Origin of the sequence: Sutcliffiella cohnii (assembly GCF_002250055.1) — a bacterium.
Taxonomy (GTDB): domain Bacteria; phylum Bacillota; class Bacilli; order Bacillales; family Bacillaceae_I; genus Sutcliffiella; species Sutcliffiella cohnii.
On sequence record NZ_CP018866.1, the window covers coordinates 2206728 to 2219097 of the forward strand.

At 32.6% G+C, this 12370-nt stretch carries 19 protein-coding genes; 13 read left to right on the forward strand and 6 right to left on the reverse strand.

What is annotated here, in order from left to right; all coding sequences use genetic code 11:
- Positions 1–41 precede the first annotated feature (41 nt).
- The 6 genes from BC6307_RS10875 to BC6307_RS10900 all read left to right on the forward strand — a co-directional run bounded on the left by BC6307_RS10875 (position 42) and on the right by BC6307_RS10900 (position 4605).
- Entirely contained in the window at positions 42–836 is a 795-nt protein-coding gene (locus tag BC6307_RS10875) for a thymidylate synthase (RefSeq protein ID WP_066419684.1), read from the forward strand.
- Entirely contained in the window at positions 833–1312 is a 480-nt protein-coding gene (locus tag BC6307_RS10880) for a dihydrofolate reductase (RefSeq protein ID WP_066419683.1), read from the forward strand. The genes BC6307_RS10875 and BC6307_RS10880 overlap by 4 nt, the downstream gene beginning before the upstream one ends.
- Positions 1313–1324: 12 nt before the next feature.
- Positions 1325–2038 (forward strand): lysophospholipid acyltransferase family protein, encoded by a 714-nt coding sequence (locus BC6307_RS10885; RefSeq protein ID WP_066419681.1) that lies wholly within the window; start codon positions 1325–1327, stop codon positions 2036–2038.
- 56 nt (positions 2039–2094) lie between these two features.
- Positions 2095–3264 (forward strand): beta-aspartyl-peptidase, encoded by a 1170-nt coding sequence (gene iadA / locus BC6307_RS10890; protein ID WP_066419679.1) that lies wholly within the window; start codon positions 2095–2097, stop codon positions 3262–3264.
- Between the two features lie 91 nt (positions 3265–3355).
- A complete protein-coding gene (locus tag BC6307_RS10895) occupies positions 3356–3607 on the forward strand; it encodes a DUF2535 family protein (RefSeq protein WP_066419677.1) in 252 nt (83 codons plus the stop codon).
- Between the two features lie 155 nt (positions 3608–3762).
- A complete protein-coding gene (locus tag BC6307_RS10900) occupies positions 3763–4605 on the forward strand; it encodes a DegV family protein (protein ID WP_066419676.1) in 843 nt (280 codons plus the stop codon).
- Between the two features lie 153 nt (positions 4606–4758).
- Here BC6307_RS10900 and BC6307_RS10905 read toward each other — a convergent pair whose 3' ends face one another.
- Entirely contained in the window at positions 4759–5007 is a 249-nt protein-coding gene (locus BC6307_RS10905) for a hypothetical protein (protein WP_066419674.1), read from the reverse strand.
- A gap of 150 nt (positions 5008–5157) precedes the next feature.
- Between BC6307_RS10905 and BC6307_RS10910 the strand changes: the two genes are divergently transcribed.
- Together BC6307_RS10910 and BC6307_RS10915 are read left to right on the forward strand one after the other, a co-directional pair.
- Entirely contained in the window at positions 5158–6144 is a 987-nt protein-coding gene (locus BC6307_RS10910) for a nucleoside hydrolase (protein ID WP_066419672.1), read from the forward strand.
- 142 nt (positions 6145–6286) lie between these two features.
- Positions 6287–6874 (forward strand): SCO family protein, encoded by a 588-nt coding sequence (locus BC6307_RS10915; RefSeq protein WP_066419670.1) that lies wholly within the window; start codon positions 6287–6289, stop codon positions 6872–6874.
- Positions 6875–6926: 52 nt separating this feature from the next.
- Here the strand turns inward: BC6307_RS10915 and BC6307_RS25545 are convergent, their stop codons facing one another.
- Positions 6927–7061: a hypothetical protein gene (locus BC6307_RS25545; RefSeq protein ID WP_268874286.1), complete on the reverse strand. Its 135-nt coding sequence runs from the start codon at positions 7059–7061 to the stop codon at positions 6927–6929.
- A 148-nt stretch (positions 7062–7209) separates the two neighbouring features.
- Here BC6307_RS25545 and BC6307_RS10920 point away from each other — a divergent pair, with 148 nt between their 5' ends.
- The 4 genes from BC6307_RS10920 to BC6307_RS10935 all read left to right on the forward strand — a co-directional run bounded on the left by BC6307_RS10920 (position 7210) and on the right by BC6307_RS10935 (position 9351).
- A complete protein-coding gene (locus BC6307_RS10920; RefSeq protein ID WP_066419668.1) occupies positions 7210–8127 on the forward strand; it encodes an SGNH/GDSL hydrolase family protein in 918 nt (305 codons plus the stop codon).
- A 9-nt stretch (positions 8128–8136) separates the two neighbouring features.
- Positions 8137–8721: a YpmS family protein gene (locus tag BC6307_RS10925; protein WP_066419667.1), complete on the forward strand. Its 585-nt coding sequence runs from the start codon at positions 8137–8139 to the stop codon at positions 8719–8721.
- Positions 8722–9074: 353 nt separating this feature from the next.
- A complete protein-coding gene (locus BC6307_RS10930) occupies positions 9075–9170 on the forward strand; it encodes a YjcZ family sporulation protein (protein WP_157076695.1) in 96 nt (31 codons plus the stop codon).
- 46 nt (positions 9171–9216) lie between these two features.
- Complete coding sequence (locus BC6307_RS10935; RefSeq protein WP_084380629.1) at positions 9217–9351, forward strand: YjcZ family sporulation protein; 135 nt, start codon at positions 9217–9219, stop codon at positions 9349–9351.
- A gap of 89 nt (positions 9352–9440) precedes the next feature.
- Here BC6307_RS10935 and BC6307_RS10940 read toward each other — a convergent pair whose 3' ends face one another.
- From BC6307_RS10940 to BC6307_RS10950, 3 genes are all read right to left on the reverse strand, one after another.
- Complete coding sequence (locus tag BC6307_RS10940) at positions 9441–10100, reverse strand: DUF4397 domain-containing protein (protein ID WP_066419666.1); 660 nt, start codon at positions 10098–10100, stop codon at positions 9441–9443.
- Between the two features lie 144 nt (positions 10101–10244).
- Positions 10245–10484: a DNA alkylation repair protein gene (locus BC6307_RS10945; protein WP_066419665.1), complete on the reverse strand. Its 240-nt coding sequence runs from the start codon at positions 10482–10484 to the stop codon at positions 10245–10247.
- Between the two features lie 115 nt (positions 10485–10599).
- Entirely contained in the window at positions 10600–10926 is a 327-nt protein-coding gene (locus BC6307_RS10950; protein ID WP_066419664.1) for a MerR family transcriptional regulator, read from the reverse strand.
- Positions 10927–11112: 186 nt separating this feature from the next.
- Between BC6307_RS10950 and BC6307_RS24785 the strand changes: the two genes are divergently transcribed.
- Positions 11113–11280 (forward strand): hypothetical protein, encoded by a 168-nt coding sequence (locus tag BC6307_RS24785; RefSeq protein ID WP_157076693.1) that lies wholly within the window; start codon positions 11113–11115, stop codon positions 11278–11280.
- Between the two features lie 13 nt (positions 11281–11293).
- Here BC6307_RS24785 and BC6307_RS10960 read toward each other — a convergent pair whose 3' ends face one another.
- Positions 11294–12214, reverse strand: coding sequence for a CobW family GTP-binding protein (locus BC6307_RS10960; RefSeq protein ID WP_066419688.1), 921 nt, complete (start codon positions 12212–12214; stop codon positions 11294–11296).
- Between the last annotated feature and the right edge of the window lie 156 nt (positions 12215–12370).

The following is a 12370-nucleotide window of genomic DNA, read 5'->3' on the forward strand; positions in this document are numbered from 1 at the left end:
ATATAATAATGAATTAAGTAATGTGATGAAAGGTGAATGAAATGAAACAATATCTAGATTTATGTGAACATATTTTACAAAATGGAACAAAAAAAGAAGACCGGACAGGAACGGGGACAATTTCTACATTTGGATACCAAATGAGGTTTAATTTACAAGAAGGTTTTCCTCTAGTCACTACTAAAAAGCTTCATTTACGATCTATTATTCATGAATTGCTTTGGTTTTTAAAAGGGGATACAAATATAGCTTACTTAAAAGATAATGGTGTTAGAATTTGGAATGAATGGGCAGATGAAAATGGTGATTTAGGTCCAGTTTATGGTTACCAATGGCGTTCTTGGCCAACTTCAACTGGCGAATCAATCGATCAAATTACAAATCTTATTCATCAAATTAAAACAAACCCAGATTCTAGAAGATTAATAGTAAGTGCATGGAATGTTGAACATGTTGATTCCATGGCATTGCCTCCATGTCACACAATGTTCCAATTTTATGTAGCAGACGGTAAGTTATCTTGTCAATTGTATCAACGTTCAGCTGATGTATTTTTAGGTGTTCCTTTCAATATTGCCTCTTATGCTTTACTTACTTTAATGGTGGCGCAAGTTTGCGATCTAGAACCAGGAGATTTTGTTCATACATTAGGGGATGCTCATATATATACGAACCATATTGACCAAGTAAAATTACAGTTGGAAAGAGAACCAAGACCGCTTCCAAAAATGAACATTAATAAAGAAGTAACATCGATTTTTGATTATAAGTTTGAAGATTTTACACTAGAGGATTACGATCCACATCCACATATTAAAGGGGTAGTAAGCGTATGATTCAATTTATTGTAGCGTATGACCGAAATAAAGTTATCGGTAAGGATAATGATTTACCTTGGCGCTTACCTGCAGATCTTGCTTATTTTAAACGAATAACGATGGGGTCTACTATCGTTATGGGAAGAAAGACTTTCGAATCAATTGGTAAACCTTTGCCGGGAAGACGAAACGTTATCGTAACAAAACAAAAAGACTATAACGTTGACGGATGTGAAGTGATTCATTCCATTGATGAAATACAAAAGTGGAATGAAGACTGTTTTGTAATAGGGGGCGCTTCCATTTTTGAACAAGCTATGCCAATAGCTGATCGTTTATTTATTACTTATATTGATGAAGAGTTTGAAGGAGATACTTTGTTTCCTCCTATAGATATAAGTAACTGGTCTTTAATATCAGAAGAAAAAGGGCCGAAAAATGAGAAAAACCCTTACGATTATTATTTTCAAGTTTATAAAAGAAACAGCCATTAAGGAGTAACATTTATGTCCTTATTAAGAACAGTTTGGTGGTTTATTTTCTTTTTTGGGTATTTACTTTACAGTTTACCTACTTTAAAGAAATTAAAAAAATTACCACATACTCTAACAGAAGAAGAGAAAAGAGAAATTACACATCGTTTACCAAAAAATTGGGCTAAAAATTTAGTTCAACTAACGCGTACAAAAGTGTCCGTTTCTGGCGAAGATAATATTCCACCTGGACCAGTGTTACTCGTTAGTAACCATCAAGGGAACTTTGATGTACCAATTTTATTAGGGTATATAAATAAACCATTTGGATTTATATCAAAAATTGAAGTAAAAAAAATCCCGCTAATCTCCCGTTGGATGGAAGTGATGGAATGTGTATTTTTAGACCGCACTGACAGAAGAAAGGCGATAATGTCGATAAGAGACGGTGTTGAGAAAATGAAAGCCGGTAATTCAATTGTTCTATTTCCTGAAGGTACAAGAAGTAAAGGTTCGAAGATGAATGAATTTAAAACCGGTGGTTTACGTCTAGCAATTGATAGTAAAGTACCAATTGTCCCAATCAAAATTTCTGGTTCCTACGTTATAATGGAAAAGAGTAAATGGGGCTTTCAACCAGGGAACGTATCAGTAGTAATTGGAGAACCGATCACTTTACCTGAAGGGAAAATTGATTCAAAAGAATTAGCGGTACAATTACAAAATGTAATAGAACAATTAAAATAAACTCGTCACTAGGCGAGTTTATTTTTACAGTCAATTTTTTGAAAAGAGGGAAAGTTATGATTAAAATTATTAAAGGTGCTGACGTATATACGCCTTCATACATAGGAAAAAAAGATGTATTAATTGTTGGAGGAAAAATTGAAGCTGTTGAAGAAGAAATAATAGTTGAATCGAACTGTGCTCAAATAGAAGTTATTAATGGTTTTGACCAATATTTAGTTCCTGGTTTTATTGACGCACATGTTCATATAATGGGAGGCGGTGGAGAAGGAAGCTATCGCACTAGAACTCCAGAAACGACCTTAACTGACGCAACGACTAGTGGGATAACAACTGTTGTCGGAGTAATCGGGACAGACGGCACTACTCGAACAATGGCTTCTTTACTAGCAAAATGTCGAGCGTTAGAAGAAGAAGGTATCACAAGTTATATTTATACAGGTTCTTATCAAGTTCCTGTGAAAACATTAACAGACACCATTGAGAACGACTTAATTTTAATTGATAAAATTATCGGAAGTGGAGAAATCGCAATAGCTGACCATCGTTCTTCACAGCCTACATTTGAAGAGATGGCGAAAATTGCATCTGCGTCACGAATCGGTGGGATGCTCTCAGGAAAAAGCGGTATTGTTAATATTCATGTCGGAGCAGGAAAATCTAAACTAAGCTTGTTAGAAAAAGTTGTTGATGAAACGGATATACCTATTACACAATTTTATCCTACTCATATTAATCGTAATCGAGAAGTATTTGAAGAGGGAGTACGTTGGGCTTTAAAGGGAGGTTATGTAGATTTTACGACTAGTACCGTTCAACGTTTCCTTTCAAATGGAGAAGTAAGTTGTGCTACTGCATTAAGTGAAATGTTGAAAGCAGGTGTATCTCTTGACCAAATTACATTTACTTCTGATGCACAAGGAAGTTTGCCAGAATTTAACGAAAATGGAGATCTCATTGGGCTTCAAGTTGGTAAATTAAGTTCCCTTTTTGAAGCTGTAAAAAAAGCGGTAGTTGACTATAATATCCCGTTAGAACAAGCGCTCGCAGTCATTACTAAAAATCCAGCAAAAATCTTAAAGCTGAACAATAAGGGAGAAATACAGAAAGGAAAAGATGCAGATTTACTATTATTAGACAAAAATTTAACTATTATGTCTGTAATAGCAAAAGGGAATGTCATGATAAAAGACAAACACATTATTAAGAAGGGGACTTTCGAATAATTTGACTCATTATGTCAATTGAAAACGATTTATATTTTTTATTCTTTATCGTATAATGGAATCAAACGGGTAAAAAATGAGGATTGATATTTTGCTATGGAAAAGCCTAGAGTTCACAAATGAAGTTGGACAGAAGGTAAAAGTCACAGAAATTCCAGTATTGGAGGACGATAGCACGTATCATTTTATGGTAGCCGGAAAACTGCAAATTTTTCTTACTAAAATAATGAGAGAAACTACGCCAAAGGCCTACTATTCTTTTCGTGAATATTTAAAATCTGTACTAAAATGGCCAGTATATTGCCAAATTGTACAAAAAGACGAGATGAAAAGTAATGTATAATTATCTTTGAATATGTTACTATTGGGACAGGTAAGAAAGCCTGTTTCTTTTTTTGTTATTTTGGGTAAGAAATAATATAAGATTGAATGGAAAATATAATATTAAATATTTATTCATTTTATATTAGCGGAATTTGATTTAGGGAAGTGAAGAATTTGTCAAAAGTGAAAATAGTAACCGATTCTACAGTAGATATTGAACAATCAATTTTAAGTCGCTTACAAATAGAGGTTGTTCCTTTAACGATAACGATAGATAAAGAATCGTATGAAGATCGAATTGATATTAGCCCTCCTGAGTTTATGCAGAAAATGGCTACTTCGGAAGAACTCCCAAAGAGCTCTCAACCTTCTGTAGGTAAATTCGTTGATGTTTACAATCGACTAGGTGAAGATGGAAGCTCTATTATTTCTATACATATGACTGGCGGAATGAGTGGAACTGTTGCGTCAGCAGAAACTGCTGCTAATATTTCCGAAGCTGATGTAACAGTAATTGACTCTAGATTTATTTCTTTTGCTCTTTCATTCCAAGTAGTAGAAGCTGCTCAAATGGCTCTTGATGGAAAAACAAAGGAAGAGATAATTAATCAAATAGAAAAAATACGGAATAAAACCCAATTGTTTATTACGGTTGATACGCTCGATAACTTAGTAAAAGGTGGCAGAATAGGTCGCGGAAAAGCGTTAATTGGTTCACTGTTAAACATTAAACCAATTGCTTCTCTCGATGACGGTGTATATACTCCTGTAACAAAAGTTAGAAGTCATTCACAAATTGTAAAGTTTTTAACAAAAAGATTTGTAGAAGATACAACCGGAAAGGTCATAAAGGGAGTAGGAATTGCACACGCAAGTGCATTGCCATTAGCCGAAGCCATTAAAGAGTCAATTATTAAAGCAACAGGCTTTTCACAAATAGAAATTGCTCACACTACACCTATTATCGCGACACATACTGGAGCTGGAGCTATAGGCTTTATGTATTACACAGAATAAACATGTTAATTACATACGATAAATGAAAAAAGAGTAGTTAGACTACTCTTTTTCATTTATCTTGATTGTAGTACTTATTATATTTGGATATCCTGCTTCTATAATTGACCATCTATTAATATTTAAATGAATAGGCATAGAAACAATTCAAAATTACCAGAACAGTAAACCACCTAAAACAACACCAGTTATAAATGCTAGAGGTATCCCAATTGGATAACCCCAACCCCATCCTCCGTAAAAGCCATAGCCATATCCTCCACGAACCCCACCAGTAGGTTGAATATAAACCATCCTTGGTGATACTCTTACTATTCTCCCTACATGTTTACGTCCATCTCTACAAGAAATGGATACTACTTTTCCGTGATAACGTTGACAAATACCATAATAGTGTGACATGCTCTTCCTCCTTCCTTCATTCAAATACACTATTACCGTATTCTAGTACAAGTGTCGTTGCTTGTACGTTTGTCTATTTTTATTAAGACCAATCTAATAAATGAATGATTACGAGGTAAAATAATATATTGTTTAAGGGGGGGATGTTAATTGGGAAGAAAAGTATTGTTTTTTGGTGATTTTGGCATAGATGATATCGTGGCACTCATTTACGCGTTTTTTGAAGATGAAATAGATATAGTTGGAATAGTAGCTGATTATGGAAATGTTACTAAGTCAACAGCACTTAGAAATGCACGGTATTTACAAGAGGTTTCACAAAGTTATGAAATACCGATAATTGCTGGAGCGGAAAGGTCTGCGTTAGGCACATCAGATGTCTTTTATCCAGAAATACACGGGGAAGAGGGGTTTGGTGGTTTTATCCCACCAGATTTAACCAACCATTTCGAGAACGATTTCGAAAATTTTCATGTAATTTATGATTTAATAGAACAATATAATGAAGATTTAATTATTGTGAATACAGGTCGATTAACTTCATTAGCTACCTCCTATATTTTATATCCAGATACAGTTGCTAAAGTAAAAGAGTTATATATAATGGGAGGTGCCTTTAATTTTCCTGGAAACGTTACCCCAATTGCCGAAGCTAACATATTTGGCGATCCATACTCAGCTAACATTGTGTTAACTTATGGACGTAATATTACAATAATTCCTTTAAATGTTACACAAAGTGCTATAATTACACCCGAGATGATAAATTTTATTGATAAACAAAACCAATTAAAACAAACCGAAATAGGAAAGATCATAAAGCCGATGTTAAATTATTATTATCAATTTTATAAGGCTCATATCCCGACTATTGAAGGAGCACCGTTGCACGACCTAATTACCTTATGGGCAATTATTAATGAAGATAAAATGTACTACGAAACTAGACCGGTGAAAGTTGTCGTTAATATCGGTGAATCTTTCGGTCAAACAATTGGAGATTTTAGACAAATGATACAACTAGCAGATTACCCAGTTCACCGGATAGGGTTAAATTATAATTATCCTGCTTTCATTAACGATGTGATAAGAGTACTTACTAGTGATGTTAACATAGAAGAAAAAACAACTTTTTAAATTTTACAAGATAAAAAGTTTTCTAATGTGAAGAAACTGTTAACAATAATCGAGGAAATTTTGAAAAACAACTTCTTTACTATACCTTTATTGTCTATTCTGATACTATTGTTGTAGCATAACTATTTAGTAGGTGAAAAGGTTGAAGAAAAATAAAATAATTGCATTTTTAATAGTTGCTCTTCTATTATTGTTAACAGCTTGTGGCACTAACAAAATTCCAAACGCGACAAATTGGGAACTTGCCGATTTTGAGCACATTAACCAAGATAATGAGCCTTTCGGACTGTCAGATATGAAAGGTAATATTACAGTAGCGACTTTAATTTTTACTAATTGTACAACAGTTTGCTCTCCGATGACAGCAAACATGTCCAAATTACAAGCAATGGCAGCTGAACAACAATTACCTGTTCAATTTTTATCTTTTTCAGTAGATCCAGAACGTGATGACCCGGATACATTAAAGGAATTTGCAGAAAGATTTGATGCGGACTTTAACAATTGGAATTTCATTACGGGTTACTCTCAAAAATATATTGAAGAGTTTGGACAGAAAAATTTTAAAACGTGGGTTGTTAAGCCTAAAAACGATCCACACGCTGAAGTTATACATGGGACTAGTTTTTATTTGATTGATCAAAACGGTATCATCGTTAAGAGCTATGATGGTATCGATGTTCCGTACGAAGAAATATTAGATCATATACAAATACTTACTAACGAATAAAGGATGTTCTATATAGAGCATCCTTTATTCTTGCTATAAAATTCATTTTATGTCACTCTCTTTCTAATTCTTCTTGTTCCATCGCTGCTTCTATCCCATCTGTTACTATAACCTCTAATTCCTTCTGAAATAATTCCTTAGAAACCTCTTGATTACATGCTAAAATCTCATCATCTTTTTTCTTCATTTAGTTGTCTCCTTTAAAAACATTTATTCTATTTATAATATATTGTTTATTAAAAGAACGATTTTTATGTTTTTTTACCATCGTGAAAGTGTCATTCATACGATGGAAATGCTATAATATAAAAAATTAATGATAAAGGGTGATATAAATGTTACGACGAATTCTCGTATGGTTGTTACCCTTATTTGTCCTTAGCCTCTTTACAAGTTGTCAGCTTAATAACGCAACAAATACGAGTATCGTGTATAATAATGCCCATGAACGGAAACATACGATTCCCGAGAAAGAATTATTTAAAGATAGTTTCTTCGAAAGAAACAGAATAGAAAATTTAGAAGAAAATAAACAAAAAGAAATAGCAATTATTGAAAAAGAAGATGTACCAATTCAATTTTTCGATAGAACTTATTCCATTGTCTTTTTTGGAGATTCATTAACAGAAGGGATAGGGGACCGAACGAATAATGGTGGTTATACAAGTTATATAAAAGAGTATTATGAAGATAAGCTATATATAGACAATGTAAAAGAGACGAACCTAGGTGTGAAGGGGAATCGAACAACTCATTTATTAGCAAGGTTAGAAAATGAGGAAATACAATCATCACTACAAAATGCAGATGTTATATTTATAACAATTGGTGGAAATGACTTAATGAAAGTTATTCGGGAAAATTTCTTATCACTTACTTTCCCTTTATTTGAAAAAGAACAACAATTATACGGTGCAAGATTAACGGAAGTACTTGAAAAAACAAGAAGTATAAACGAAAATGCAACGATTTATTTAATAGGCTTATTCAATCCGTTCTATCAATTTTTTCAGGAGATAGATGAATTTAATCAAGTTGTTACCGATTGGAATGATACGAGCATTTCTGTATTAAATCAATTTAATGATATCCAATTTATCCAAGTACAAGATATCTTTTTACAACCTGAAGAAGACCTTCTCTATGATGATCAGTTTCATCCTAATGAAAATGGGTATAGATTAATAGGCGAACGTGTGATTAAAATGTTAGAGAATACGGTCATTAGAGAGGAAGAGTTAGAGAGGGAGTAGTGGCAACAAATGTTACAAAAAATATTAACTTGGAAATTCGGCTTCATTGCACTATTAACACTAAATATTATTATTAGTTCCATTGTATTACTTTTAGTATTTCTTCCGAAAGAAAATCGTTTTAAGACTAATTATAATGATGACAGTAGAAAAAGAGTTGGTTTCACTATAAAATCTAATAAAGATGACTTAAATCAATTAATTAGCTACTATTTACAAAAAGAAACGAAACGTCCGTTAAATTACGAAGTTGTTTTAACAAATATGGTGGAGCTTAGAGGAGAAATGAAAGTATTTGAAAGAGAAATACCGCTCACGATGACATTTGACCCTCAAGTACAAGAAAATGGCGACGTCTTACTAGTTCAAGATTCTATGTCAATTGGTCGATTACAAGTACCTGTTTCAATGGTATTAAAATATGTGGCAGATAACTATCCTTTACCTGAATGGGTTTATATTAACCCATCGGATAGTACTATTTATGTTTCATTAAATGATCTCCATTTAACGAGTGATACAAAAGTTAAATTCGTCGATATTAACTTAGAACAAGATAATTTTGTTTTTCAATTATTTGTGCCTGTTGAATAGGCTGCCTTTGTGGCAGTCTATTTTTTTTGCTAAGGAAATTATAACACTGAAAAATTTATGGATAACTCCTGAAGTATATTGTTACGTCTAGCTCCGGTGCCTAAGCCCTATCAAACTTCCCATATCCGAAGTACGATAAGTCAACATCGACTCAACGCAGTTGCCAGAGCGTTTCCTTTATCTCCTACCAGAACAATCTTTTTTTACAGGCCTGTTCGAAGCGCCTACGCTTTTGTTCTTGAGAAATGCACAACGAATTAATTAGTTTTTTTTTACCTATATAGGCATTCGCCTTTCCCATTCTAGGTTAAATGAATACATTAAGTACTAGGAAAGAGGGGGAGGTGTACAGCATGGGTGCTCCTGGAGGATATGGTACAGGATTCGCGTTAATTGTTGTTCTATTTATCTTATTAGTAATTGTGGGTGCTGGTATTTTAAGATTCTAACCAGTATTCCTATATATAAACAATCACTTTAAAGGAGGTGAAAGCTATGGGTTGGGGTTGCTGTCCAACATACGGTTACGGACCAGCTGTTGCAGGTGCTGGTTATGGTGCAGGTAGCGCGTTCGTATTAATCGTAGTTCTATTCATTCTTTTAATTATTGTTGGTGCTGCTTGGTGCTAATTAAGAAAGATAAATATCAAAAAGGCATCTACTTTGTAGAAGCCTTTTTGATATTTTTATTTACTGATAAAAAAATAATGTAATAAAAATTAAGGACTTAAAAAGTGTATATCAACTTTATTACTGTTTTCAATTGGCGGTATTACTATTGCCGTATAGCTCGCATTCGCTCTAAGGTTAACCCTATTTAATTCCATTATAACTTCTTTTGTATTTGTGTTTATTATTTTTAAATCAACTGTCATCGGTGTTAGTGCTAAATATTGTGTTGTCTCTCGGTAGCTTAAATTAGGGAAAATAATATCTCCGTAAACAACTTTTACATCAATACTAGGGGATAATGGAGAATAATGTACAAAACGTAACTGGGACTCCCCAGGTTGTGTGTATAAACTATCAACTTTTTTTAGTAATTCAAATTCTTCTAGACCAACCAACGATAAAGTATAACAATTGCTCTTTCTAATATTTATCATCCTGCTTGCAAGTAATTGGTTAGTATTCGAAATGTATACATCAATCTTTTGTTCTCCTTCCTGTAAAGGTATGTAATGACTACTATGTTTAAACATTTTTTCGAGAAGGACTTGTTGGTCGTTTATATATACATCTACACTACCACTAGTTGGTGTAGCATTTAAAAACCGTACATAGGAAGTTAGATTATTAGCATGGTTTTTCGTACGATACAATGGTACATAATGCGGCTGGTATCGCTCGTATGCACTATAATGATATCGTTTAAGCATCTTAGCACCCCTTATCATTTTTCTATATGATAAAGGATATGCAAAAAAATAAATAACTTGCTGAAATTGGAAATTAAGTAAAAGACACTGAAAAAATCCCACTTACCTAATAGGTAAATAGGATGAATGTTTTTGATGTTTTCATTACATTTGTGCACGTTTAATAAATGTAATTTCTTCTTCAATTAACCCACATGCTCCACATTGAACTTTGTATTGTGGTCCTTTATACGCTAAATGAAAGGGGTCTAAATTTTCTGAGGAGAACTCGTTAAGAACTTCTCCAGTTTTTGGATCCATTTTTACACTCGTCGCCTTTTGTTCAATTATATTAAATCGTGATCTATTTGTTTTGCAATTCGGACATAAATAAGGTCCAGCCATGTCAAACCCTCCACCATTTTTTAATTAATATGGGTTAAATATTAAGTAATTATTCCATAAGAAAAAAATATCCTATTGACGAGGGTTATTTATTTGGTGAAAGCGTTGCGTAAAGTTATTTTCCATCATAATTTTTAAAATGCGCTTGTAATTGACCTTTTAGCATTTGTTTTTTCCAATCTTCTTTTTGCTTTTCTTTCTTTTTCCATTGTTGTCTTATTTCGTACGTTTGTACCCCATCTTCAATTTGATTTGCTATATCAACTAATCGTTCAACATCTAAAAATGAATATTTACGAATGCCAGATGCAGTTCTTGCCGGGAAAATAAGCTTTCTTTCTTCATAATACCGAATTTGTCTCTCAGATAATCCAGTTAATTCCCTAACAGTGCCTATGGAAATTACTTTCTTTTCTTTATATGATTTATCATCGAAATTCATCAAATTCACTTCCAATCTCATAACTTATTTCTATTATAAAATAAATTAACAGAAAAGTCTGAAGTGATGTTAGAAAATCTAACAATTAATGTATTGCTAACACAGATTCGTGTAAAAACAGCTTACAAAATTAATGTTTATGTCCTCAGCAAGCTTTACAATTTGTTTAAAAATGGCGGTGAAACTATGAGTAATGAGCTTTCAAAAGCCTTGAACTATGTGAGAAATTACTATATCTCCTATATTAGTAAAGTTGGAATTAAACTGAGAAAACCATTTGACCAATATACGATTACTGAGCTAAAGAACATCTATGACCAATTAAAGAAAGAAGAAGAACAAAATAAAAAATAGCAGTTATAGGCTGCTATTTTTTATTTTCTAGATTATTTAACCCTTTCGTTAATTTCTCAATATTAAGGTTTTCTCCAATTAACACTAAATTTAAAGGAACTTTAACAATTTCTTTTATATATAACGGTGTACCATATGAGTACTGAAATAAATAAATGCTTGATGTATGTTCAAATTTAAGATAACCTTTAATTCGATAAATATTGTCCGGTAAATTTCTAACCCAATTTTCAAATTCATCGAGATCAATCTCATGGGTGAATTGATAAACAAAAGTTCTTAAATTTAATTTTTCTTGTACGTGGAGTGAATGATGACTTTTACGCTCAACACTGTCTAAACCCTTCCAACTATTTGAAGGGATTTTTGCGAATGTTGTTAGGATATATTTTGCATTATTATTAATCTGTTGAATTTCAAAAAGAATAGATGATACTTCTGACTCGGAAAGTAAATCTGTTTTATTAATAAGTATAAGGTCAGCATGTTTTAATTGTTCTTTTAATAATTGTTGTATTTGAATAGAAAAATTATTTCTATTTTTCCAAGAAAAAACATCTAACAAAGTTATACAGCTAGCTAATTCAATTTTGTTTGCAAAAACTGGAGAATGTATCGTATCGATTACTTCTATTGGATGGGCTGCACCTGTTGTTTCTATGTAAATAGCATCAAGCTCTTTTAATAAAAGTTCTTGAAAAGTTGATTCTAATTTATCTTGAATAGTGCAGCAAATGCAACCATCATAAAGTTCAGACAATGGCGTATCATTTGGAACTTGATCAGAGTCAATTGATACTTTGCCTAACTCGTTCATAATTACCGCTATTTGTCTTCCTGCTTCTTTTTCCGCTTCGATTATTTGTTTCAATAATGTCGTTTTTCCACTTCCGAGAAAGCCTGAAAGAACATAAACTTCTACTTTTTTCTTCATTTCTAATAAAAACCTCCCGTTAACGTTAAGAGCTGTACGGAACATTTTAACATACCCTGTCTATTTTTTATAGATAACAGATTGGTTTATAAGAACAAACATTTAGGCATTATAGAAAAAGATTGTTATAATATTCAAAGAAACATTAGAAGGATA

What these genes read in the sequence shown, in the direction of transcription:
- BC6307_RS10875 (WP_066419684.1), top strand. Translation starts at nt 42, where the DNA reads ATGAAACAATATCTAGATTTATGTGAACATATTTTACAAAATGGAACA.
- BC6307_RS10880 (WP_066419683.1), top strand. Translation starts at nt 833, where the DNA reads ATGATTCAATTTATTGTAGCGTATGACCGAAATAAAGTTATCGGTAAG.
- BC6307_RS10885 (WP_066419681.1), top strand. Translation starts at nt 1,325, where the DNA reads ATGTCCTTATTAAGAACAGTTTGGTGGTTTATTTTCTTTTTTGGGTAT.
- iadA (WP_066419679.1), top strand. Translation starts at nt 2,095, where the DNA reads ATGATTAAAATTATTAAAGGTGCTGACGTATATACGCCTTCATACATA.
- BC6307_RS10905 (WP_066419674.1), bottom strand. Translation starts at nt 5,007, where the DNA reads ATGTCACACTATTATGGTATTTGTCAACGTTATCACGGAAAAGTAGTA.
- BC6307_RS25545 (WP_268874286.1), bottom strand. Translation starts at nt 7,061, where the DNA reads ATGAAGAAAAAAGATGATGAGATTTTAGCATGTAATCAAGAGGTTTCT.
- BC6307_RS10920 (WP_066419668.1), top strand. Translation starts at nt 7,210, where the DNA reads ATGTTACGACGAATTCTCGTATGGTTGTTACCCTTATTTGTCCTTAGC.
- BC6307_RS10925 (WP_066419667.1), top strand. Translation starts at nt 8,137, where the DNA reads ATGTTACAAAAAATATTAACTTGGAAATTCGGCTTCATTGCACTATTA.
- BC6307_RS10930 (WP_157076695.1), top strand. Translation starts at nt 9,075, where the DNA reads ATGGGTGCTCCTGGAGGATATGGTACAGGATTCGCGTTAATTGTTGTT.
- BC6307_RS10935 (WP_084380629.1), top strand. Translation starts at nt 9,217, where the DNA reads ATGGGTTGGGGTTGCTGTCCAACATACGGTTACGGACCAGCTGTTGCA.
- BC6307_RS10940 (WP_066419666.1), bottom strand. Translation starts at nt 10,100, where the DNA reads ATGCTTAAACGATATCATTATAGTGCATACGAGCGATACCAGCCGCAT.
- BC6307_RS10945 (WP_066419665.1), bottom strand. Translation starts at nt 10,484, where the DNA reads ATGGCTGGACCTTATTTATGTCCGAATTGCAAAACAAATAGATCACGA.
- BC6307_RS10950 (WP_066419664.1), bottom strand. Translation starts at nt 10,926, where the DNA reads ATGAATTTCGATGATAAATCATATAAAGAAAAGAAAGTAATTTCCATA.
- BC6307_RS24785 (WP_157076693.1), top strand. Translation starts at nt 11,113, where the DNA reads ATGAGTAATGAGCTTTCAAAAGCCTTGAACTATGTGAGAAATTACTAT.
- BC6307_RS10960 (WP_066419688.1), bottom strand. Translation starts at nt 12,214, where the DNA reads ATGAAGAAAAAAGTAGAAGTTTATGTTCTTTCAGGCTTTCTCGGAAGT.